The sequence below is a fragment of the Planctellipticum variicoloris genome, from assembly GCF_030622045.1.
GTDB lineage: Bacteria > Planctomycetota > Planctomycetia > Planctomycetales > Planctomycetaceae > Planctellipticum > Planctellipticum variicoloris.
Genome location: NZ_CP130886.1, coordinates 3249087 through 3272177, shown reverse-complemented (window position 1 = coordinate 3272177; position 23091 = coordinate 3249087). Strand labels below are relative to the sequence as shown.

Here is a 23091-nt window from a genome sequence, read left to right as displayed (position 1 = left end):
TCACCGCCAGCTCGCAAAGACTATCCCCTCAACGCCCGATACGCCTTCCCCAACGCCTCAATCTTGTCCCACTGCTGCGAAATCTGACTCCAGTGGAACACCATCACTCCCGTCGCCGGCGACTGCGTCGCGTGATCGACAATCGTCTCAACCTGGCTGGCCACGACCGGTTCGCCCCAGTCGGAAAGTTGCACGATCGGCCAGATCCGCAGTCGCTCCTCCGGTGACCCTTTCAGCCCCATCTGCTCGCCCAGTTTCTTCGTCTGCCGCGAAATCCAGGCCGGGTCGTCGTGATGACCGAACCGCGCGTGATACGGCATGATGCTCAGCACGTCGAGAAACTTCGCCTGAGCCGGAATGTCGATCGCCAGCTTGTGCCGGATCGCCCCGTCGTTCTCGTCCGGCGACCACGAGCAGTGAAATGTTCCCAGCAGCGCTCTCGGCCGGACGGCGTTCACGATCGAACGATACTCCCGCACCCAGTCGGTGAAGACGCCGCAGCGGAAGTCGGTCCAAGCCTCCTGCTGCGGACCCAGCAGGATTTTCGCCGCAGAGGGAATGTCGGTTGGGAGCTCGATTCCGGTCTGCCGGGAGAACTGCTCCAGGGCCGTGGCGGAAAAATCGGTGTCCGGCAGCACCGGATCGGCCCGTTCCCAGCTCGCATGGGCGTGATGGTAGTCGAGCCAGATCCCGTCGATCTCGAACTCCGTCAGCACCCGCCGGAACTCGTCCATCCGGTTCCGCCGATATCCCGCATGAAACGGACTGACCCCCTGCCACCCATGCGGCGCCGGCGACGGTTTTCCGTCTGGACCCATCGGAGCCGCGTCCGGATGCTCCTTCAGATAGCCTGCCTCGTGCATCGAGTTGAACTCGACGAAGACCTTCAGCCCCAGTTTGTGATAACGGTCGATCTCCGCCTGATCGAGCGACCCCGAGCCGACCCAGATCGCATTGATCCCGTAATCCGCGGGCGTCTCGCCCCGATCGAGCATCCCCTGCGGAAACCCGCCATACAGCCCGCGAATCCGGATCCAGGGACGGGGTTCCAGCATGGCGGCGTGGCCTTCCCGCATTGAAAACAGTGCGGCACTTGATGCGATTCCCGCAAGGCACTGCGACATGGCTGTGCGACGCGTACATGACTTGGCGGAATCGTGATTCCGTGGAGTATTGGACATTGAATGCATTCCTGGCAATTGGCTTTCACTGCTCCGGCGACGCGTCGAAATGATCAGCGTGGCTGCGGCTCCCTCGCAGAAAGCTGTGGCGCCCCGGCTCGAAGTCGATCAACCAGTGCTGCCAGTCGCTCGATTGAGACTTTGCTCATATCAAGCGGCTCCAGGCCCCCTGCGAGTTCCACGAGTGCTTCATCCGCGATGAGAATGCCGTAGGTGTCTTCCAGTTCCATTACAAGCTCAACCAGATCCAGCTCGTCAGCTCCAATGTCTTTGAGCGTCGTTGTTGGTTGGACTTTGTCGACGGGCACTTGCAACAGTTTCGCCACCATCGACCGAACGCGATCGACAGTTTCCGGCTTGCCGGATTGAGTTGGACTGGCCACTGCTACGCGAGGCGCGGGTTCGCTTTCAATTGACGGACCGCACCCGGCGAACATTAAGCCGCAGATTAGCAGTCGCAGAAGCGGAATTGCACGGAGACGCTGCATGGGACCTCAGCCTCGGAGTGCGCAGGGCCTGTTCTCCAAATGGTATCGGAAGCCTGTGACGCAGGCCAATTCGTACTGGAGAGAATACCGCGACGTTCTCGACCGTGATGCGTACAACGATGCGCGGAAGTGTCGCGCCCGCCACGACCAGCAAAAAAAATCCGCCCGGCGCAGGGACGCCGGGCGGATCGGGGATCGCATGCGGGAAGCTGCGCGAGAAGGACGGGGACCCGTGCAGCCATGCGATCGGGGAACAGGGACTGTTCTACGGTTCCAATCGACCGCTCGACTCGCAACTCTCCAGCAGATCTCGCTGCGTCAGTTGCGCAAAATGCCGGTCGAGCGGGAGGACTTCGCCCCACCGCCGCGGCTCAGCCGCCGGTGGCCGAAGCGGCCGGCGCCGTCCGCCAGTATTCCGGCAGATCAGGCTTGGTTTCCCGTAAGATTTCCAGAATCGCCTGGCGATCCGCGGCCGACAGATGCGAAAACTCTTTTGACGAGTCTTCGCCGGACAGCACCTGATACATCCGCCGCAGCACGAAATCCTTCATCTCGCCCGGCAGGCCATCGAACGTCGGTGAATAGACCAGGTAGCTGCACGGGTACTTGAACAGCCGCGTCTGCAGGTCGAAGTCCCTGAGCGACCGGCCCTGCGCATCGCGCGGGCCGCGCGTCGGGAATTCCTGCTCGAAGCCCGACGTGCCGTGGACCGGGCCGGTCAGCTTCGCTTCGCCGCTGAACAGCAGGTACTTCACCAGCGCTTCGCCGGCAGACTTGATGCGGGTCTTCGTGCTGTCCCAGCGATGATCGGGGGCCTCGCCCAGCTCGCGATTGAGCGACTTTTCGTACTGCAGCGCCATCCGCGTTTCAAAGTTCGCCCGCGTCAGAAAATTGTGCGCGTCCGCCTGATGCTCCAGCACCATCAGCGCGACCAGATCGCTGTGCGGCGTCGGATACGGCGTCACGTCGATCAGCGTCGACAGATCGGTCACGTTCTGCCCGGCGGAGTTATCGATCTTGTCCGGCACGCGCTTCGTCCGCACGACCAGATTGCCGAGATGTTCCTGCTCGCCGTGCGTCCCGGTCACGTACCAGCCCCCCCAGCGTTCCTTCAGCGGGCTCGTGTGATCGGTCCGATGCGTCCCCGCCGCCAGAATCGGCTGCCCCGCGGCATCGGCAAAGACCGAGCGAATCGTGTGTCCCGGTACGTAATGGGTGTTCGAAGAGCCGTGGCACAGCAGGCAGGCGTCGGTCTGCCGCAGAAACTTCGGCGACTCTTCGAGGTCCTGATCCATCGAGTAAAAAACCGTGCCGAGCTGCGGATCGGCGACAGAGACTTCGACGACGTCCCCGCTCTGACAGTAGCCGACATAGACTTCGTCATTGAAGTACAGCGCCCGCGGCGTTCTGGCGGAGATCTTGGACCGCTGCAGGCTCGTCTTGGAGAAGACCAGCACCTGCGACGAGACGGGGACGTTCAGTTCCTTGAGGACCGCGTCGATGTAGCCCCGGTCGCCATCGAACTTCAGGGACGCCTGACCCGCTTCGAGCTGCTGCTGCAGCCGTGATACGACGTTGTCGGGCGTGGCCTGGGAATAATTGATCGGGTCACGTTCGAAATCGTCCGCGGCCCGGACCAAGGGGGCGATGGCCGTCAGGCACAGAGCGGCCAGGAGGGACTGGCGAATCATGGGAGGACCTCCTCATTACGTCAGCAGGACTCGACTTCAAGCTCTCGTTTCTGCATCTGTGATTCACTCTATCGTCCCCCTTGCGTCAAAACAAGATGTTTATATCCAATTTCTTCGGTTCACTGGTTCCCAGGCTCTGCCTGGGAACCCCCGCTTGCGAGGCTCTGCCTCGCGTCTCCGGACGATGATGATGAAAATGATGAAATAGGACGCGGAGCGTCCAAAGACGCATTCCCAGGCGGAGCCTGGGAACGAGGAATGGTCGTGTAAGCTCCCATCGCCGCCCCGACTTCAGTAATCTGGCGACTGGACGTCGAACTCCTGCAACCAAGGGCAGACAACGATGCAGATCTGGGTGGCTCGACACGGCGAAGCGGTCGATCCCGACCAGTGCGCCACGGACTTCGACCGTGCCCTGACCGATCGCGGCCGGAGGCAGGTCGGCGAACTGGCCCGCTGGCTGGCCACGCGGACGGTGCTGCCCGAACTGATCTGGCACAGCCCGCTCATCCGAGCCGGGCAGACGGCTCAGGCCTTCGCCGCCGAATGGCCCGCGGAAATTCCCGTGGAACAGACCTCAGTGATGGCCCCCGGCATGCGCTGCGAACGCCTGCTGGAAGCCGTCCGCAGTCGGGCCGTGGAACGCATTTTGTGCGTCGGCCATCAGCCGGACGTCGGCGAGTGCGTCTTCCAGGCATGCGGCGGTCGCGTGGCGTATTCGCCCGGCGCCGTGGCCTGTCTGGAGTTCGGCGAACTGCTGCTGCCCCGCGCCGGACGGCTCAAGTGGCTGACCGATCCCGACTGGTTCGGCTGATCAGGCCGCCCGGCGGAACGGGAGCGTCGCGGGCCGGGTTGCGGCCGGACGCTCGTCGAGAATGTGATCCAGAATCGCGTCAGGAGCCGTTCGCAGCCACGGCAGCAGCGGGTGATTGACGCTCCGGGGCGGCGTCTCCAGCGCCCGGTCGAAGTCCCACGTTTCGCAATGCGTCGCGAGCCCCGCCTCGTGCAGATGATACGCGTTGACGACCTGTTCCCACTGGTTGCGGATCGGCGTCACGCAGACCGGTTTGCCCAGCAGAAACGCCTCGATCGGCGTCGTCAGCCCGGCGTTCGTGACGACCGCCCGGGCCGTTCGCAGGTCGTCGAGCATGCCGGTCCGGCTCGGCGGACGGAATTCGACAAACCCCTGCCGTCCGCGCGGAACTTGCGGAAATCCATAGGCCCGCACCGGCTGCCGGCGATCCGCGGCCCAGTCGATCAGCGCCCGGGCGTCGTCGAAATGGCAGTAGACCAGCAGATGCTCGCCATCCAGGGGCCTGGCCGAGAAGATCTCGGGTCGCAGCACCGGCGGCACGCACCGGAACGAAGCGGGCTCGTAGTGATAGCCGTAAGTCCGATCGGCCCCGCAGGTAAAGAGCCGCACCGCGGTGCGCGTCAGCCGCATGTCGAGGGCGGCACAGTCGGGAACTGAAATCGCGCGATCCGACAGGGCGACCTGCCGGCTGATGCAGATCACCTCGCAACGCGCTCCCAGCAGCGGACTGGCCGTCAGCGGCTCGAAATCGCTGAGGATCAGCTCGGGCTCGAATTCCTGCACGAGCCGGCGGACTTTCGCAAAACTGCCAAAGAGTTTCGGCAGATCGCGGACCCAGCGACGGATCGTCAAACCGTAGTCGGTGCGCCCATCGCTCACGGCATACGGCAAGCCGTAGAAGTGCCGATGCCAGGAGAAACGATAGCCCTCGGGCGGCGTCGGTCCGGACGAGACCACGCGCACGTCATGGCCGCGCGCTTCCAGCAGCGGCACGAGGACGGCCGCCTTGGAGAAGTGTCCCTGTCCCTGGGAATTCGCGCCGTAAAGGATCCGCATGCCGCCGCGCGCAGCAGTCCCCTGCCCCGCCCTCGAAAAGACGTTCCGCCGAACCGGCCCGACTCTGACGGTTAGATCGGTTGCGCAGCCGGTTCGAGGCGAGAGTTTTTGCAGCAGCAGCCGTTTCACGGCGGGAAACGGGCCGCGTCAGCCCGCGAGCAGCGTCCGAATCCGCGGATCATCCAGGCCGGAGGCGATGTGGGCCGCCCCTTCAAAGCAGTGGTCGGCGGTGTGATCGTGGGGAACCGAGACCACGCAGGCTCCCGCCGAAACCCCGGCCTTCGTCCCCGTCTGGCTGTCTTCCAGGACCAGCATCTCCGGAGCCGTCACCCCCATCCGGCTGGCCGCGGTCAGATAGATTTCCGGGTGCGGTTTGCCGTGGGTCACGTCCTCGGCCGTCAACGTGACCGCGAAGCGATCCTTGAGCCCGTACCGGTCGAGCAGTTCGTCGAGGTATTCCCGCGGCGACGACGTTGCGACTCCTTTGGGGAGCTGCAAGTGTTCGACGTGATCCAGCAGTTCAAACAGCCCAGGCATCGGCTGCAGCCGGCCGTCGAGCAGGTCGGCAAAGATCAGCCGCGACTCGGCGAGCAGCTCCAGCGGGTCCTCGTCGATCCCCAGATAGCTCACGAGGCTGTAAAAGGACTCGGGCGGCCGTCGACCCAGCATCGAGTCCATCGCCCCCTTGGACATCGGAATCTGCCGCCTCCCCAGCAGCACTTCGGCGGCGTCGTAGAAGACGTGCTCGGTATTGAACATCAACCCGTCGAAATCGAAACAGACTGCGCGAATCGCCATCGAAACTCTGACTTCCTTCCCGTCCGTGCCGGACTCTTTCACTCGCAAGCGTCCGTCGCTTGCATCACTTGCCTGAATCGCCGCCCCGGTAGCTCCGGTCCAGGATTTCCATCGGATGGAGCACCTGGATATCGTGCCCGCCATCGCGGAGGATGGCGGCAATCTGCAGCGTGCAGCCGGTATTCGCGGAGATGAGCACTTTTGCCCCGGTCGCCAGAATGTTCTGCAGCTTCCGTTCGCCCAGGCGGTCGGCCATTTCCCCCTGCGTCAAATTATAGCTCCCCGCCGCGCCGCAACAGATCTCCGACTCCGCTAATGGGATGAGTTCGAGACCGGGGACGAGGTTCAGGAGCTGCCGCGGCTGCTCCCGGATTTTCTGGGCGTGGCACAGGTGACAGGCGTCGTGATACGTCGCTTTCAGGCGGACTTCGCCCTTCGGAGCGATCGGCCCCAGTTCGGCGAGGAACTCCGAGACATCCTTGATCCGCCCCGCGAAGCGATTGAACTGTGAGTGCAGCTCCGGTTGACCGGGGGCCAGCTCCTCGGCCATATGGCCGTAGTCTTTGAGCATGGAACCGCAGCCGGCGACGTTTACGATGATTGCATCGAGATCGTCGGGAAACGCCGAGATGTTCGACTTCGCGAACTGCATTGCCGGGGCGCCGGCTCCGCTGTGGTAGTGAATCGCCGCGCAACAGACCTGCGACTTCGGAATCACCACTTCGCAGCCGTTCAGCTGCAGCACGCGGGCGGTGGCCCAGTGGACGTGGTGAAACATCGCGTCCGCGACACAGCCCGTGAACAGAGCCACCTTTGCCCGCTTCGGGCCAATCGCCGGCAGGACCTCCGGCAGCGACGGGCCGCGGGGCTGCAGTTTCGGCAGCAGGCGGTGCATCCGCTGCAGCTTCTCCGGCAGCAGCTTCGTCAGGCCGAGCTTGTCCGCCAGCCGGTCGAGTCCCAGCACCTGGGCGATCTTGGCCGGGAATAAAGCCAGCCGGGTTCTGCCTGCATAGGGGAACATGCCGTAGAGGATCCAGCGCTGGAACCAGCCGTCCGGGGCCCGTCGTCCCAGTCGGACGTCCTGCTGCTGGACTTCCACGCGAAACGGCTCGATCAGCCGACCGTATTGCACCCCCGACGGGCAGGCCGATTCGCAGCTCCGGCAGTCGAGGCAGAGGTCCAGATGGCCGCGGACTTTGTCGGTCAGCTCCAGCCGGCCGTCGGTGACCGCCCGCATTAGATAGATCCGTCCGCGGGGGCTGTTATTCTCGTCGCCGGTTTCCAGGTACGTCGGGCAGGCGGCGGTGCACAGACCGCAGTGGACGCAGTCCAGAAACCGTTCGTAGTTGATCGACTCCCCCAGTTGGTGGGGGTCGCTCGGCGTCTTATCGGTGGCTGGGGCTGTCACGTGGGTTGACCCGCGAAGGAGCAGTGCATGAGGGAAATCAGGCGTCGATGAAGCGGCCGGGATTCAGGAGTCCGTGGGGATCGAGCGACTGCTTGAGCTGTCGCATCAGGGGCCAGGCGGGTTCGGGATCGCCGCACATCGGCATGCGGGATTTCCACTCCGGATCGCAGTGCAGCACCTGCAGATTCCCCTTCGCCTGTCTCGCAAACTGCCGCAGCGAACTGAGAGCCGCCAGCGCCTGCTCGACGGTCGCGGCCTCTTCCGGCAACTGACCGATCACGATGCCGTTCCCGGCATGGACCTGGACGGAAACGCCGAGCTTGACTGCAGCATCGGCGAACTCCATGCAGCGCGACGGGAGCAGGTTCGCCTGGAATGTCAGCGGGTCATCGGCGGACGTCTGAAACTCGGTCAGAGCGGTCCAGAGATGTTCTGCCGACTCCCCTTCAACCCGGATCAGATCCTGCACGCCGTACGGGGTGATCTCTTTCCGCAGCCGGTCGAGCTGCCACTCGACTTCCTGCGGCGTTCCTTCGACGCCGACGCAGAGGACTGGCGAAGCCGACGGCAGTCCCGCCCGCGCCTCATTCGCGATCAGATGGGCCGCACTCCCGGCGAGGACTTCGAGCGCGACCGGCCGGGCGTCGGACTGCAGCAGCCGGCCGAGAGCGTTTTCGACCTCGGCAAAGATCTCGAACGGACACCACAAGAACGCGGAAGTTTCCGCGACAGGCCGCAGCTTGAGCGTGACCTGGGAGATGATCCCCAGCGAGCCGCGCGAGCCGGTCAACAGCTTGCAGAGGTCATACCCGGCGACGTTTTTGACAACTCGGCCGCCCCCTTTGAACAGCTTGCCGTGGGCGTCGACCGCGGAGATGCCGATCACGTAATCGCGAAAGGTGCCGTGCCCGAACCGTCGCGGCCCGCTGGTATTTGTAGCGATCGCCCCGCCGATCGTGGCCCGGGCCGACTGCGCGATATCGATCGGCAGCCGCTGACGTTCAGTCCGGAGCAGCGTCTGCAGCTCGTCGATGCGCAGCCCGGCTTCCACGGTGACTGTCATATCGCGGGCGGGATAGTCGATGACTTTCGACAGTCCGTGCAGGTCGACGACCTGGGCGCCGTCTTTGCCAGCATAGCCGAAGTGGAGGGCCGTTCGTCCGCCGACGGGCGTGAGCGGTCGTTTGGCGCCCTGGGCGTTCTCGGCCACGAAGCGGGCGAGTTCGGTCTGCGTGGCGGGGGTGAAGGCGTTGGTCATCGAACTTGGGTCACAGCAGGGAAGTCATAACTTGGGGGATGCACTGGAGGAGAAGACGCTACAGCGAAGCCTTCCGGCCGGGGTTCTTGCGGGGCACATATTCGTTGCCGCAGCCCGCCGACGTCGGCAGCATTTTGCCGGGGCTGCACTGGCCGTCGGGGTTGAAACAGTCGTGGATCGACTGCATCACGGCAAGGTCTTCGGGGGTGAAGAGCTTGTTCATGAAGCTGATCTTCTCGACTCCGATGCCGTGCTCGCCGGTCACGCTGCCGCCGAGGTCGATGCACTTCTCCAGAATCTCGTCGCTGGCTTTCAGCACGCGTTCGACCTGCTCCTTGTCCCGTTCGTCGAACAGCAGAATCGGGTGGATGTTCCCGTCCCCCGCATGGAAGACGTTCACGATGCGGATGTTGTGCCGCAGGCCGCAGTCGGTGATGAACCGCAGGATCTCCGGCAGCCGCGTGCGGGGGACGACGCCGTCTTGAGTGCAGTAACTCGGGCTCAATCGGCCGATCGCGCCGAAGGCCTGCTTGCGGCATTTCCAGAGGAGCTGGCGCTCCTGGGCGGTCTTCGCCCGGCGGACTTCGCGGGCCATGTTCGCTAGGCAGAGCGTGGTGATCCGCTCGGCTTCGTCGTCGACGGCGACTTCGAGGCCATCGACTTCGATCAGCAGCACGGCCCCGGCGTCGAGCGGGAAGCCGAAGTGAAAAGCCTGTTCGAGCGCCTGCACGATCCCCTGGTCCATCAGCTCCAGCGCGGCCGGGACGATCCCTGCCCCGATGATGCTGCTGATGGCCTGCGTCGCGTCGTCGACCGTTTCAAATACGCCGAGCATGGTCCGGTAGGCGGCCGGGTCGCGCGTCAGGCGGACGTAGAGCTTGGTGCAGATGCCGAGCGTTCCTTCGCTGCCAACGAACAGCCCGGTCAGGTCATAGCCGGGAGAGTCTTCGACCGGGCCGCCAAGTTCGACGACTGATCCATCGGGCAGCACGACCTCGGCTCCGAGGACGTGATTGACGGTCACGCCATACTTGAGCGTGTGCGGCCCGCCGGAGTTGGTCGCGAAATTGCCGCCGACCGTGCAGGCTCCCTGGCTCGACGGATCGGGGGCGTAGTGGTAGCCGGTCCCTTTGAGCCGCTGCGTCAGGTGGACGTTGACCAGCCCCGGCTGGACGACGGCGTAGCGGTCGCGGACGCTGACTTCGAGGATCTGCTTCATCCGCGTCAGGGCCAGCATCACGCCGCCGCCGATCGGCAGGCACCCGCCGGCCAGGCTCGTCCCGGCCCCGCGCGGCACGAACGGGATGTGGTGCGCATTGCAGAGCTTGACGATCTGCGAGACCTGCTCGGTGGTCGTCGGGAAGACGACGGCGTCGGGCGTCTGCTTCTCGACGACGTAGCCGTCGCACTCGTAAACGAGGAGCTCCTCGGCCTGAGCCAGGACATTCCCGTCGCCGACGATGGAGCGGAGTTTGTCGAGAAACGCGGCAGTGACCAGGTGGGCAGGCGCGTCGGCCAGAGCGGACATGGGCTGGGCTTTGGTGAAGGACGGTCGGGAGGGGAGGCGTCAATCACCAATTCTAGGCGCTGGGGGCCGGCGGTGCCATTGTGGGCGGCGGCGAAGATCTCTCGCAGAGTCGCAGAGTCGCAGAGCAGGCGGAAGATTTCACGCAACGACGCAACGAGGAACGCGACGACGCGAAGAAGAAATGTCGAATGAGGAGGGCGGAATATCGAACCAGTATGATTCAGCGCTGCACCGCGGTCATTTTCCGAATCGAATTGTGATGTTAGAGTCGCCCGAAGTTGGCTTGTCGTTCTGCAACTGCAGGACGATCTTCTCAGGTGCGGCCTCCAGAATTTTCGCGGAGACTTTCGAACGCAGTGGGCCGAGCCGCGCTGTCTGCAACGCGATTTCGGGGGGAATCACTCGAAAGACGCCGCGAGTCTCGAATTCCGGTCTCGTCGCAATGTCCCAGTCAGCGTCACCGATCTTGCCAGTCGCTGGGAGCTGGCCATCGCGGTCGGCAAAGCAGACAACGCGATCAGGTGCGATTTCCAGCCGGATCGTGCCGCGGAATGCTCCGATGCTGAGGCGGAGCTGGTGAAACGCGGTCGGGATCTCCTCTTGATGCCTGGTGAGTGCAGCTTTTTCCGGACCTGCTTGAACCGATGCCGCACGGCCAAACCAGAGTGCAGCGCGAGCGTAGATCAGCTCCTGATTTCCAGGTGGCAAGGCGGCGGCCGCCTTTTCCCACGCCTCTCCAATCCGGACGTACTCCGTCGAAGCCCCAGCATGTTGCTGTTCGAGCGCGGCTGCATCGCGGAGCAGCGGGTCCTGCCCCTCTGCGAGCAGGGGCAGGCCACGCTGCCAGTCGTTCAACTGAAAGATGTCAAACCGGCCCAGTGCTTCTTGGTCCTCGGCGGTCGCCGTGCTCGCTGCCAGTCGATCCGCAGCGGGCTGGAGCGACTTCCACTCCTCGGCGAGCTTCTCAACGCGGCGCTGCTCCACCTGAGCCACAGACTGAAGGCGGCGCGTGCGCGATCCGTTGACGGCGCGGCGCGCCACGGACAGGGCCGCAATCGCATCATCGAAGCGGAGTTGTTTGAGCGAGGAGTCGGCCACAGACGAGGCGAGATTGAAGATCGCGATGCCGGTCTCAGGATCTCTGCCCGCAGCTTCCGCGCGAGTCAAGACCGGAAGCAGGAGCTGGCCGTCGTCTGCGGCATACCGCGACGTCAATGTCTTGATCGTTTCAGCGGCTTCCTGCACGGACCCCGTGTCCGCGTAGAGATCGGCCGTCAGCCGCAGCAGGACGTATTTCAGACTCGGGTCGGCTTCCATGTTGGCAGCGCCGCGGAGAGTCTCGGCGTCCCGTTTCGTCACTGTCTTCGCCGTCAGTTCGCGGGGAAAGCGTTCGCGAATCTCCTTCTCGGCGGCTGAGAGTTGTTCCTGACCAGGGACCGGGAGCCGCTGTGATGCCAGACCGTCGTGTGATATCGGCGAGCGCGAACTGACAAGCAGGCTGGTCGGCCCGCCGCGGATGGCCCAGGGGAGGACGGCATCGATCAGCCAATAGGCCGGTTGCGGACCGTAGGACGGCGAAACACTGGTGAATGTAAAACGTCCGCGACCGTAGGAGACTGTCGCCAGAACCGGGTTTCCGCCAGGGCTTTCTTCCAGCATCGGCACGGACGGACGCGTGAAGCGAAACGTACAGATCTGATGGAGATAGTTGCCCTCCGGGACATGGCGTTCGTTGCCGGCGAAGAGTGCCGCCGTACGGCTCGCGACCGAAGCGTAGCTCCGTGGTTCGCCGCCCGCGGTGTGCAGGCCGAATCGCTGCAGATTCTCGCAGTTTCGCCCCTGCCACGAGCCGAAGACAATCAGGTGGCCGCCGGAGTTCACAAACTCCTCCAGAGGCTTAAAAGCTTCTGGTTTGCGCGATTCGGGCGACGCTTCGTAGCAGTCCATAGCATTCGTGCCGGTCACAATCAGATCGTAGGGCGAGTAGTCCTTGCGCTTGATATCGAACTGTGCAATCGAGTCATGTGGGATTTTCAAGGACTTGCAGATCGACTGGGCGGTCTCCAGTTCCTTCAACTTGCGGTCGTCAGTCTGCTCGTAAACCAGCAGGATGTTTCGCGGCGGGACAGGGCGGACCAGCGGCAGGTCGGCTGGCGATTTCTCCGCAGCGGACTGGGCGGCGACCGGATGGCAAGCGAGCGTGAGCATCGCGCAGGCGATTCCCGAATAGATTATCTCAAACCTGCATCGCAAGGCATTCACTCTGTCGCACATGCACCGAAACTCCGCGATCCTGGGTGGATGAAAGATTCCGCCTATCAAGAAGAGACTGATCAATTCAGTGCAGTGTACGTGATTTGCGTTCCGTGGACTACTGCTGCTGCAGGCTGGAGGATGAAGACGCCGGATGTGGAACTGGTCGGACGGGATGCGCCAATCAGCGATTCTTGGCGCTGGGGGCTAGCGGTGCCATTGTGGGGGGCGGCGAGAGAAGATCTCGCGCAGAGTCGCGGGGGGGAAGAGGAGTTCGCAGAGAAGAAATGTCGAATGACGAAGGCGGAATGTCGAAAGCAGGGCTGGCTGTGCCCGGCCGTTTCTTGTTCGATTCGCTCAACTGTTGCTGGGATTCTGATCGCTGGAGGGGGCGTTCAAAGCCGGGGAAAACCAGATCATCGTGCGGTCTTTCAGCCAGTCCGCGGCTTGGAAGCCCAGGACCATGACTGCTGTCCCGAGAAGAAAATGATTGTCCCACAACAGTCTCATGCTGAAGTAATACGCCGAGGCATAAAGCGGGATGCCGACGAGCCACCCGATGTCGGATCGGCTGTACCACTGGAATCTGGGCATGATCGCATTCCCGAAACTCTCGCGTCTCCAGAATCAGGTTGACACCGACCCCGGGAGCTTCGTCTCCGCGGTCGTCGTGGTCATCCCGGCCGGTCGCTCCAGAGACGTCACGGCGCGGTAGAGCATGTTCAGGGCGATCGTGGTCATCAGCGCCCCAGGCACTGCCAGGAAGAAGCTAATCGGTAGACCCTCGCCCCGGTTGGGCATTAGAAAGCCCATCACCATGAAGAGTGGTCCGAAACTGGCGCAGGCCGGGAACATGGCTTTGAGCATGGTCGTGATTCCAGAAGGCGGTCAGCGATCGTCGAGGGCGAATGCGTCTGATCAGATGGTCCGTTCATAGTACGAGTTGACGGCCGGCTGTCCAGTGGAGTTGGGGCCGGCCTGATCGTCGGCTCCGAGGTATTGCAGCGGCCAGTCGATAACGCCCCGGCCTGTGCGCCGGACGAGTCTGTGCCGCGATGAGAATTCGAAGCCCTACCGCCGGAACTCGGCCGCGAAGATGCGTGCGGCGGGTCGACCGTCCGCGAGCCGCAGATTGGCCAGGTCGAGATTGCCGACCAGCAGGCCATTGTCGGTCAGCCAGCTTGCCGCTCGCGCGAGCAAGTCGAGTTTGTCGCCGATGTAATGCAGGTCGTGGACGCAAGTGATGAGATCGAAGAACCGGTCCGGCTGCCAGTCGGTGAGGCTGGCTTCGTGCCGCACCAGTCGCGGCGAAGAGGCGGGGAAAAACAGCCCGGCCAGATCGACGCCGACGATGGTCAGCGGCAGGTTGGCCACATCGGCCTGTTGTGCCGCTTCGACCAGCGCCCGGCCGGTCCCGCAGCAGAGGTCGAGCCAGCTCGCCTGTCCGCGGCGCCGGACGACGTCGGCCAGGCGCTCCAGCGGGTGCAGCCGCAGCTCCCGGTCGTAGCCGTTGGAGCCGGCGAGGTTCCGCTCGCGGTTCATGCGGTTGTTGGCGACGATGGGGGAGGCTTCGAGTTGTGCGGTGGTGAGGAGTGCCATAGGAGGCGTCGAGGTTGATCGAGTGCGTGATCAAGCGTGTACTAAGTCCTGCTGCGCACTTGGTATCGCATCCGCAGGAAATCACTCCTCGTCCTCGGTGGCTTTCCAATGAGGGTATCCCTCCTCCCATTTCTTTGAACCGGCTTCGTCCGTCGTGAAGAACGCAACATAGGGATTCGAGCGTTCGTCCAACGAGAAACAATCGTTGAACGTAATGTCTTTGAGGTCTTCGTCGCAGACCATGAGACAGCAGATCTTCGCTCCGTCAACTTCGGCAATCTCCCGGTCGGTTGACATCTTTGTTGTCAGAGACGGCACATCGGCCGCCATTCGCGTGTCGTAGCCCATCATGTCAGAAAAGAATCGGCCCGGGATGCAACGATTGGCGTCTCGATCCCAACTCGCGATGTCTTCGTTCGATTGCTCGTTCAGCTTGAGAAACGGAACGACTTTCTCGAAGTCCACTCCCCGGTTGTAGACAAAGACGTGGATTGGATTCTTGACCTGCCGATGTTCCTTGTCCCGAGTTTTATCGGGAGGGAAGACCTGCTCCAGACGCACATGCCGCTTTCGGCAGAGCTTCACCGCGTATTGGAGACGAGGCAACAGCTTGTCGACGTCACGAATCACCAGTTTCGAAGTGCCGAAGTAACTCGTCCAGCCGAGAAAGCCGATTTCAGAGGTCATGTATTTCACCGTCAAGCGACCGTCAGCGATGTCTGGTTCCGAGAGTTCGGGCCATTCGAAGTGAAAGAAGGCGTCGTGCTCCAGGAAGAGGGGGTGATCGGCGCGAGCCGCAACGCAGGCGAACAAGAGGACGGAGACGGACGCGGCCAACTTCAGTTTCATGGCGACCTCCCGTAGGCAAGCGATGGACGGAGGAACGACCGGACCCCAAGTATTGTAACCACTCTCCGGGGCGGCCAGCACTGAGTTTTCAGCGGTTCGCGTTGGATCAAGACCGAGACCGTCCGGACTCCGGCCCGATACGGTCGACGGTTTTCATCCACTGCCTCCTGTGACTGCGTCACCCAGACGCCCAAAGCGGCGTCTGGGCCACCCGGAAGAGGAGAAGACGAAGATCGGCCGGGCGCGCCCGGCCCTACGCTTTCGACATTCCGCCGTCGTCATTCGACATTTCTTACTCCAGCACCTCGTCCCGCCATGCCCGCGCCTCCTGGATCAGCTTCTGGTCGGGCGAGATGCGGAGGTAGACCAGGCTTTGCTTGAGAATCTCGGCGGCGGCGGGGGCGGCGACTTTGCCGCCGAAGGATTCGCTGCCGACGCTGGCCTGGTTGACCACCACCAGCACCAGCAGGCGGGGATGTTCCACCGGGCCGCCGCAGACGAAGGAGCTGATGTATTTGCCGCTCTGGTAGCCCCCTTGCGGAGAGAGACTCTGGGCGGTGCCGGTTTTGCCGAAGACGTGGTAGCCGGGGATTCTGGCCCGCTTGCCGGTGCCGCGGGTGACGACTTCTTGCATGGGGACTTCGATCAGCCAGTGCGCGGTCTCGGTTGAGACGGTCTGCTGGACCAGCCGGCCGGAGAGCGGGTTGGGTGGGACAGACGCCGCTGGGTCTGTGACGCGCGAGGCGGTTTCGTTGAGGACTAAACGGGGCTGCAAGAGTGTGCCGCCGTTGGCCAGGGCGCAGTGAGCGGTCAGGAGCTGCAGGGGCGTGGTGGCGAGCTCGTGGCCCATCGGGATCGAGCCGGTGGAGTAGGAGGTCCATTTCGCCAGCGGTCGGAGGACGCCGGGTTGCTCGCCGGGGAGCTCGATGCCGGTTCTGCGGCCGAAGCCGAACTGGACGGCAGCGGCGTAGAGGTTGTCGTTCCCCAGTTTCTCGCCGACTTTGGCCATGCCGATGTTGCTCGACTTCACCAGGACGTCGGTCAGGTTCAGCGTGCCGTAGCGGTGGTGATCGTGGAGGACCCGCCGGCCCATGCGGTACTCGCCCCATTCGCAATCGAACTGGTCGTCGCGGCGGATCAGGCCGTGTTCGAGGCCGTAGGCGACCACGAACGGTTTGAAGGTTGAGCCGGGCTCGTAGATGTCGGCGATGGTCCGGTTGGTCCAGGCGTCGTCGGTCGCCTGCTCCGGGTGATTGGGGTCGAAGGTCGGGCGGGAGGCCATCGCGAGGATGTCGCCGGAGGTTGGATCCATTACCAGGGCGCAGCAGCTTTCGGGCTGCCAGGTGGTCATGATCTGATCGAGCTCGCGCTCGGTGAAGAGTTGGATCACGCTGTCGAGGGCCAGCGTCACGTCCTGCCCGTGTCGGGGCGGGAAGAATTCGTCGTCTTCGCGGTCCATCACCCGGCCGCGCGCGTCGCGGAGGAGCTGGCGGGAGCCGTTCTGGCCGCGGAGGAGGTCGTCGAGACCCTGTTCGACGCCGCCCCGGCCGACGCCGTCGATGTCGCGCAGACCGAGGACCTGCGTGGCGAGCGGTCCCTGGGGATATTCCCGCTGGTACTCGTCGCGAAAGCCCCAGGTGCGGGGCGGGAGATCGAGGGCTCGGATCTGCTCGACTTCGGCGGTGGTGAGCCGGCGTTTGATCCAGGCGAAGTGCCGCTCGGGATCGGGCTCGGCCTGCTTGCGGACCCAGGTTTCATCGAGACCCAGAGCACCGGCGATGGCCTTCGCCAGCGGTTGCGGATCGCGGATGCGGCTGGGGACGACGAACAGGCTCCGCTTGCGGACGGTGGTTGCGAGCAGCCGGCCTTCGCGGTCGAAGAGATCACCCGGGCGGGCGCTGATCTCTTCGACCCAGACCCGCTGGCGCTCGGCCCGCGACGCGAGGTCGTCGCGCTGCAGCCACTGAAGCTGGACGAGGCGACCGGCCAGAACCAGCCAGGCCAGGCCGATGAGCGTAACGATGGCGTGGAGGCGCCAGGAGTGGTCAGTCGTCCGTGGTCCGTGGTCAGTGGTCGGAGAGGATTCGGAGTCGGCGGACACGGAGGGGGGCTTTCGGCGAGCGGTGGAATGCGGACTCCGTGGGGCGCTGGTTCGTGCGAAGTAGGGTGAGTCGAGTCTTCGAGGCTCACCGCAATACCTGATGAAGAGGTGAGCCTCGCGGACTCGACTCACCCTACACGGTCCCGGTCTCCCGGCTTTCCCCTTCGACATTTCGGACTACTCTTCCGGCCGCTGGCTCCAGTTCAGCAGGGGCGGGCGGGGGAAGCTTTCCCGGATCGGTTTTTCGGGGCGTTCGAGCGAAAAGGTTCCCTCTTCCAGGGGTGTCAGCAAGCTGGCGGGCGTCCCTTTGCGCTGGGCTTCGAGTCGCAGTTCGGAGAGGCGTTCCAGCAGGACTTCCTTCTGGTACTCCTGATGGCTGATGGTCCGGCGGAGGGTCAGGCAGTGCTTTTCCAGCGCAGTCCCTGCCAGGGCGATCAGGACGACCAAGCAGACGGCGGCGCCGAAACGGAAAAACATCGACCGATCCTCCGGAGTCTCTCCGACTTGTTATCGGCGATCGCGTTCCAGGCTCGACATCTGAACCTGGGTGGCGTCGGCGGGCATCCGCAGGACCGTGCCGGGTGTAAGGTCGTTGCCGTCTTTGAGGGTCTCGCGGTTCAGGTGGAGAATCTGGACCCAGCGCGACGAGCGGCCGAGCGTGGCGCGGGCGATTCCCGACAGGTTGTCCCCATTGCCGACGCGGTAGAGGGGCTGCCCATCCGCCGCGGCGAACAGACCCGGGGCGGCGTCGTCGGCAGTTTCCGGTAGAGGGACGCCGGCGGGGGTCGTCGGCTTCGCGGCCGGGGGAGTGATCAGGCTGGCGAACTTCTGGTCCAGCACGCCGACCGGCGGCGTGGAGATGATCGTGCCGGGTTTCAGGGTCGGCAGTTTTGCGGTTTCGCTGTTGTGTTTCTGCAGGGCGTCCCAGTAGCGGGGATCGCCGTAGACCTTCTTGGAGATCTTCCAAAAGCTGTCGCCATCCTGAATGACATACTGCTCGGGGCCGGCGACGACCGAGCGGGGATCGACCTGGGGCTCGGCGAGTTTGGAGATCAAATCCGGATACTGTTGTTCGAGGACCTGGGCCGCGGGGAGCGAAACGACAGTTCCCAGGCGGATGGCGGTCGGATCGGGAACCTTTTCCTTGTTATGGGCGGCGAGGGCTTCGGAATATCGTCCGGTGCCGTAGCGACGCTGGGAGAGAGTCCAGAAGTTCTGGTTCGGCTCGACGCTGTGCTGCTCGGCGGTGATCGGTCCGGGTTTCGGAAGGTCGATGGCCACCGGGCGCGGGGCGGGCGCCGGACGGGCCGCGGGAAGTTCTGGAGTCTCTTCGAGCGGCAGAGTCGGGGCGGGACGGGGGAGCGGGCCGCCGATCGAACTGGGCTGAGGCTCCAGAGTGCGGCGGGGCGGAGCGAACTCGGGCTCGTCGGTTTCCTGAGAAATCGTGCTGGTCGCCGGTTCGCTCCGGCGGACGTCGGTGGTGCTTTCGGCCGCCGCCGCGCCGAAGGGGTTTTCTTCTTCGGCGGAGTTCCGCGTCAGTTCGACCGGCTCGGGCTGCTGGAGTTTTACGGGGGGCTCGAAGGCGTCCTGATCTTCGGCCGCAAAGGTCGCCGACGGGTTCAACATCGGGGCCGGTCGTGCCACCGGGGCGGAGTCGAACTCGGGTTCGCCGAGCGTTGCCGGGGGGGCGGATGCGGTTTTCGGCTCCGCGGCGCCGAAGGGATCGGACTCGGTTTCTTCGGCGACGGGGAGACTCAGCCGGACGGGATTGGCGGGTTCGGGCTGGCTGGTCGCCGCCGGAGCGGCGCCGAAGCCCAGCTCGTCGTCGGCTGTGCGAGACGCGGGTGGATCGTCGGATACCGGGGATTCCATCGCCACGGGGTTGGCCGGGGCTCCGAACGGGTCGGCTTCGCTCTCAGCGGGTTGCTGCGGCGGATCGGAAAAAGCGTCATCAGTGACCGTCGGCAGCTTCGGTCGAGCGGCGGGGGACGGGGCGCCGAACGGATCGTCGGACTCGGACGGAGAGTCTGTGCTGGCTACTGCGGCGCCGCCGAACGGATCCTGTTCGGAACCGGCTGGCTCTTCGCGCTCGGGGGGAGCCCCGAAGGGGTCTTCGGATTCGTCCGGGACAGTGGCGCTGGTGACTTCCATGACACTAGGTGATCGGGAAGCGATGGAGATCGGTTTCGCCGGTTGGACCGGAGCGCCAAACGGGTCGCTCTCATCATCGGGAATGGAGGTTGGCAATTTGGGGCGCGCGGCCGGAGTGGTGACTGTCGTCGCGGCCGGTGCGCCAAAAACGTCGTCATCCGGGGTGGGCTGTGCTTTGGGTTCGACAGGGGTTCGCGGGGCTGCCGCCACGGGGGAGTCGGGCAGCACGCGGCTGGCCGTTGCGGGCTTCACGTTGATCCGGTCGTTACTGGCGGCGATGAGCGGTTGCTGGCTGCCCGTTGCGGGGCTCGCCGGTTCCGTTGCCGGCGGCGTTTCGGGCGCGGGGGGCTTTGCCGAATCGTCCTGGTCGTCCGGATTCGCCGCGGCGACGGCTGCGGTCGGGTTGTTGATCTTCTTGTAGACGAAGAAGCCGAACACTCCGGAGAGGATGAGGACGAGCGTCAGACCGATCTGGGTTTCACGGGTCATGGCGAGGCTTCCTGCCAGGAAACGGGGCCGTTTTGTCGGGGACAGATTCAGGTTGCGTTCGAGGTCGGTCGCCGGCGGGCGACGCGGAGCTTGGCGCTGCGGCTGCGGGGGTTGATCCGCACTTCCGCGGGGCTGGCGACGAGCGGTTTGGGAGTCAGGTCTTCCCAGATCCGCTTGTCCCGAAAGGCTTGTTTGACGAGTCGGTCTTCGAGGGAATGGAACGTGATCACCGCCATCAGGCCGCCCGGTCGGACGATCTGCGGGCCGATTTCTTCCACGCCCTGCTGAACGTGCTGCAGTTCGGCGTTGACTGCGATCCGCAGCGCCTGGAAGACGCGCGTGGCGGGGTGTCGTTCGCTGTTGGAGGCTTTGTTTCCGAGGCAGGCTGTCACGGCGTCGGCCAGTTCTTTCGCCGTGCGGACCGGCGACTGGCTGCGGTGCTCCACGAGATAGCTGGCGATCTGCCGGCTGTGATGCTCTTCGCCGAAATTGTGAAAATCGTCGGCCAGTTGTTCGGCGGTGGCGGTGGCCAGATAGTCGGCGGCAGAGAATCCCTGACGGGTATCGAATCGGAGATCGAGGGGGCCTTCGGCCCGAAAGCTGAAGCCCCGTTCGCGGTCTTCAAGTTGATCGGACGACAGCCCCAGGTCGAGCAGGAAGCGGTCGACGCCGTCGAGTTCGAGGCCGGCCAGCACGGTCGGCAGCTCGACGTAGCTTCCCTGCTGCAGAATGACTGCGGGATCGGGGAGGGCTTCGCGAGCCCAGCGGAGCATCATGGCGTCGCGGTCGGTGCCGATCAGGCGGCCGCCCGGTTGGATGCGTTCCCAGATTTTCTTGCTGTGCCCCCCTGCACCGACAGTGCCGTCGGCGACGACGAGACCGGGGTGGAGATCGAGCTGCTGGAGCACTTCGCGCAGCATCACCGGGACGTGCACCGATCGCGGCGATCGGCTGGGGCCGGTGTTCATCGGGAAGTGCTCCGGGATGCGTACAAAGACTCAGGGGCCGGCGGAATCTGCCGGTCGCCGCGCGGGTTATATGTCAGGAGCCACTGGCGCGGGAAGAGCGATTGCTGTGGGCGGAATGCGGAAAGCGGAGAGCTGAAAGCCAGAATGAAGTGCGTCGGCATGCCTTCTCTTGTCTGGCGTTCCGCTCTGCGCTTTGAGCTTTTCGCTAGAAAAGAACGTCCGGCGGGCTTGAAGGCCCGCCGGACGTTGAGTGGGAATTGGATTGAGGACGCCTCGAGTGTTCAGGTCTCAACGAGAATCCTGAAGTGCGTGACGAATTGCTCCCACGAATCCGACGTCTAACGCCGCCGAATGGGGCATCCAGCCGAACCCATCTCTGAGTCGGCACCGGCTCCGCCCGTGGCGGACGGAGGCCGCGGGTGACTTCCGTGCCACCCGTTGAGATGCGATCTCCCGGCGAACGTCAGCGGATGTCCCCTCTGCCGTGGGGACACCCCGATTGCGGGGCGGCGTCTTGCCACCCCCTCCGATCCGCTAAGCCCGGTCAGCCAGCGGAAGCATTCAGCCGACGGAGGCCGTCATGTGGCGACGGTTCCGGGGCGTGTTGTACGTCTGGTGAATCCTGTCGAAGCGACGGTGTCAGCTCAGAGCTTCTAATGCGAGATGATCGAATTCCGGCGTTGTCCGCGAGACAAACTGGTCCCAGGCGGCTTTGTCCCACAGCTCGGCGTGATCCTGGATGCCAAGCAGGTAGGCTTCGCGGCTGAGTCCGGCGTATTCGGCCAGTCGGTCGGGGATGCGAATGCGTCCCTGACCATCCAGATCGACTCTTTCAGACGAGGAGTAGAACAGTCTCAGGAAATTCTGGTGGCTGGCTTTATCGGCCAGCCGGCCAGCCAGTTGTTCGAAGGCTTTGGGGGCGTAAATCACAAGGGACTTTTCCGTCCCGGGAGCGATGAATAAATGTTCCAGGTTGGCTTCGCCAAAATCGTCGCGGAGGCGTTTCGGGACTGCGACACGCCGTTTCTCATCGAGCGCCCGCAGATAGGTCCCGGTGAGAGCCATTGTTTTACCACTTTCCCCCACGCGTCCCCACGACGGCCCAAATGTACCAATCGGGCTGGATCACGCAAGGACGGTCTGAGCGCCAATGGCGGGTTGCCGGGTCCGGTCGCGTCCAAGGTGCTTGGCGGGCTTCGGATTGGCGATTTTGGGAAAATTTTTCCGGCCCCGTTCAGGAGGCCGGTTTTGCCCCCGCAGACAGCTTGTCAGCCAGGACCTGTCGATACAAGGCTGCGGTGGCTGCTGCAGGGGTGAATTTCGTAAAGCGTGATACAGCAGTAGTTTGTGCGTTGTGGCTGCAGGTGTGGGCGAGTTGGGAGTCACTGAGAAACCGCTCAATTGCCCTCTGCAACTGCACGGGGCTTTCGGGCGGAACCAGAAGCCCTGATTCACCTTCCAGCAGCAACTCTCTGATTCCTTCAACGGTTGTCGAGACGATGGACTTGCCGGCCGCCATCGCCTCCAGGACGACGTTTGGCATCCCTTCCCAGCGGGAGGCGAGCACGAAGATCTCCGAGGCTGCCAGGAGGCCTGGGATGTCGTCCTGACGGCCCGGCAGGTGGATTCTGTCCGACAGAGCGAGAGTGTCGCGGGTGGCCTCCAGAGCCCCACGCAACCGGCCTTCGCCGACGATGAGCAGATGGGCAGTGTTGTGCCGCGGCGCCAGTCCGGCAAACGCAGTCAGCAGATCGTCGAAGCTTTTCTGGGGGTCGAGCCGGCCGATTCCCAGTATGACCCGGCTGCCGGGGGGGATACCCAGACCGGTTAAGTCCGCCGGGGCGGCACCGGCGAAGCGCTCGACGTCGACGCCGTTGGGGATTACGACTGTCTTTGCGGGAAGCAGGCCGACCTCGTGCTCGGCCCAGTCGGCGACGCCCCGGCTGACGCAGACGTTGCGATCCACGAGAAAATTCGTCAGGCGGTCCAGGCGGCCATGCCAGCGATTCCGGCGTTCGGCGACCCGGAGTCCCGAGCAGACGACGGGGACCCCGGCCCGGCGGGCGGCCAGTCGGCCGAGAAGATTGGCGTGGAACAGCGATGTCTGGACGATCTGCGGCCGCCATTCCCGCCAGGTTCGGGCGAGCTGGCGGTAGACGCGAAAACTGCTTCCGAGGCCCGTTCCGTTGTGGCAGGTGACGGGTACGCCGAGGCGCTCGAACTCTGCAACGAGCGGCGCCCGGGGGCCGAGGCAGTCGACGCGCGGCTCCCACTCGGCCCGGTCCAGGTGCTCGATGAGCCGGACGAGCGCCCATTCCGCTCCCCCCGGGTCGAGCTCGGTGATGCAGAAGGCGATGCGTGTGGGCATGGGCGGGGGATTTCGCGAGTGGCTGATGGAGATCGGGAATGACGGGGTGGCCGAGGCAGGAGCGTCTTCGCGAGGCCCCGGTCCTTGTGAG

20 protein-coding genes are annotated in these 23091 nt (G+C 64.1%); 1 reads left to right on the top strand and 19 read right to left on the bottom strand.

The window, feature by feature from the left end; translation table 11 throughout:
- Positions 1-20: 20 nt before the first annotated feature.
- The 3 genes from SH412_RS12645 to SH412_RS12635 form a co-directional block, all read right to left on the bottom strand.
- A complete protein-coding gene (locus SH412_RS12645) occupies positions 21-1055 on the bottom strand; it encodes an alpha-amylase family protein (protein ID WP_336523880.1) in 1035 nt (344 codons plus the stop codon).
- A 179-nt stretch (positions 1056-1234) separates the two neighbouring features.
- Complete coding sequence (locus SH412_RS12640; protein WP_336523879.1) at positions 1235-1669, bottom strand: acyl carrier protein; 435 nt, start codon at positions 1667-1669, stop codon at positions 1235-1237.
- 371 nt (positions 1670-2040) lie between these two features.
- Entirely contained in the window at positions 2041-3360 is a 1320-nt protein-coding gene (locus tag SH412_RS12635) for a hypothetical protein (protein ID WP_336523878.1), read from the bottom strand.
- 343 nt (positions 3361-3703) lie between these two features.
- Here SH412_RS12635 and sixA point away from each other — a divergent pair, with 343 nt between their 5' ends.
- The gene (sixA, locus tag SH412_RS12630; RefSeq protein WP_336523877.1) at positions 3704-4174 is read left to right on the top strand and encodes a phosphohistidine phosphatase SixA; all 471 of its coding nucleotides are present in this window, start codon (positions 3704-3706) and stop codon (positions 4172-4174) included.
- Here the strand turns inward: sixA and SH412_RS12625 are convergent, their stop codons facing one another.
- From SH412_RS12625 to SH412_RS12550, 16 genes are all read right to left on the bottom strand, one after another.
- On the bottom strand, positions 4175-5230 hold the full coding sequence (locus SH412_RS12625; protein WP_336523876.1) for a glycosyltransferase family protein: 1056 nt from the start codon (positions 5228-5230) through the stop codon (positions 4175-4177).
- Positions 5231-5377: 147 nt separating this feature from the next.
- Complete coding sequence (locus SH412_RS12620; RefSeq protein WP_336523875.1) at positions 5378-6028, bottom strand: HAD family hydrolase; 651 nt, start codon at positions 6026-6028, stop codon at positions 5378-5380.
- Between the two features lie 64 nt (positions 6029-6092).
- The gene (locus tag SH412_RS12615) at positions 6093-7436 is read right to left on the bottom strand and encodes a (Fe-S)-binding protein (RefSeq protein WP_336523874.1); all 1344 of its coding nucleotides are present in this window, start codon (positions 7434-7436) and stop codon (positions 6093-6095) included.
- A 37-nt stretch (positions 7437-7473) separates the two neighbouring features.
- Positions 7474-8694 carry an FAD-binding oxidoreductase gene (locus SH412_RS12610; RefSeq protein WP_336523873.1) on the bottom strand — a complete coding sequence of 407 codons (1221 nt, stop codon included), beginning with the start codon at positions 8692-8694 and terminating at the stop codon, positions 7474-7476.
- A gap of 58 nt (positions 8695-8752) precedes the next feature.
- The gene (locus SH412_RS12605) at positions 8753-10222 is read right to left on the bottom strand and encodes an FAD-binding oxidoreductase (RefSeq protein WP_336523872.1); all 1470 of its coding nucleotides are present in this window, start codon (positions 10220-10222) and stop codon (positions 8753-8755) included.
- A 237-nt stretch (positions 10223-10459) separates the two neighbouring features.
- Positions 10460-12430, bottom strand: coding sequence for a hypothetical protein (locus SH412_RS12600; protein WP_336523871.1), 1971 nt, complete (start codon positions 12428-12430; stop codon positions 10460-10462).
- Positions 12431-12832: 402 nt separating this feature from the next.
- Positions 12833-13069: a hypothetical protein gene (locus SH412_RS12595; protein WP_336523870.1), complete on the bottom strand. Its 237-nt coding sequence runs from the start codon at positions 13067-13069 to the stop codon at positions 12833-12835.
- A gap of 33 nt (positions 13070-13102) precedes the next feature.
- Positions 13103-13342 carry a hypothetical protein gene (locus SH412_RS12590; RefSeq protein WP_336523869.1) on the bottom strand — a complete coding sequence of 80 codons (240 nt, stop codon included), beginning with the start codon at positions 13340-13342 and terminating at the stop codon, positions 13103-13105.
- A gap of 204 nt (positions 13343-13546) precedes the next feature.
- Positions 13547-14074 (bottom strand): class I SAM-dependent methyltransferase, encoded by a 528-nt coding sequence (locus SH412_RS12585; RefSeq protein WP_336523868.1) that lies wholly within the window; start codon positions 14072-14074, stop codon positions 13547-13549.
- An 81-nt stretch (positions 14075-14155) separates the two neighbouring features.
- Complete coding sequence (locus tag SH412_RS12580) at positions 14156-14923, bottom strand: hypothetical protein (RefSeq protein ID WP_336523867.1); 768 nt, start codon at positions 14921-14923, stop codon at positions 14156-14158.
- A gap of 292 nt (positions 14924-15215) precedes the next feature.
- Complete coding sequence (locus tag SH412_RS12575) at positions 15216-17024, bottom strand: peptidoglycan D,D-transpeptidase FtsI family protein (RefSeq protein ID WP_336523866.1); 1809 nt, start codon at positions 17022-17024, stop codon at positions 15216-15218.
- Between the two features lie 177 nt (positions 17025-17201).
- Complete coding sequence (locus SH412_RS12570; protein WP_336523865.1) at positions 17202-17501, bottom strand: hypothetical protein; 300 nt, start codon at positions 17499-17501, stop codon at positions 17202-17204.
- Between the two features lie 30 nt (positions 17502-17531).
- The gene (locus tag SH412_RS12565) at positions 17532-19664 is read right to left on the bottom strand and encodes a LysM peptidoglycan-binding domain-containing protein (RefSeq protein ID WP_336523864.1); all 2133 of its coding nucleotides are present in this window, start codon (positions 19662-19664) and stop codon (positions 17532-17534) included.
- A gap of 47 nt (positions 19665-19711) precedes the next feature.
- Positions 19712-20632 carry a 16S rRNA (cytosine(1402)-N(4))-methyltransferase RsmH gene (gene rsmH, locus SH412_RS12560; RefSeq protein WP_336523863.1) on the bottom strand — a complete coding sequence of 307 codons (921 nt, stop codon included), beginning with the start codon at positions 20630-20632 and terminating at the stop codon, positions 19712-19714.
- Positions 20633-21271: 639 nt separating this feature from the next.
- Positions 21272-21697, bottom strand: a complete 426-nt coding sequence (locus tag SH412_RS12555; RefSeq protein ID WP_336523862.1) for a division/cell wall cluster transcriptional repressor MraZ — start codon at positions 21695-21697, stop codon at positions 21272-21274.
- A gap of 169 nt (positions 21698-21866) precedes the next feature.
- Positions 21867-23000, bottom strand: a complete 1134-nt coding sequence (locus tag SH412_RS12550) for a glycosyltransferase (protein ID WP_336523861.1) — start codon at positions 22998-23000, stop codon at positions 21867-21869.
- Positions 23001-23091: the final 91 nt, after the last annotated feature.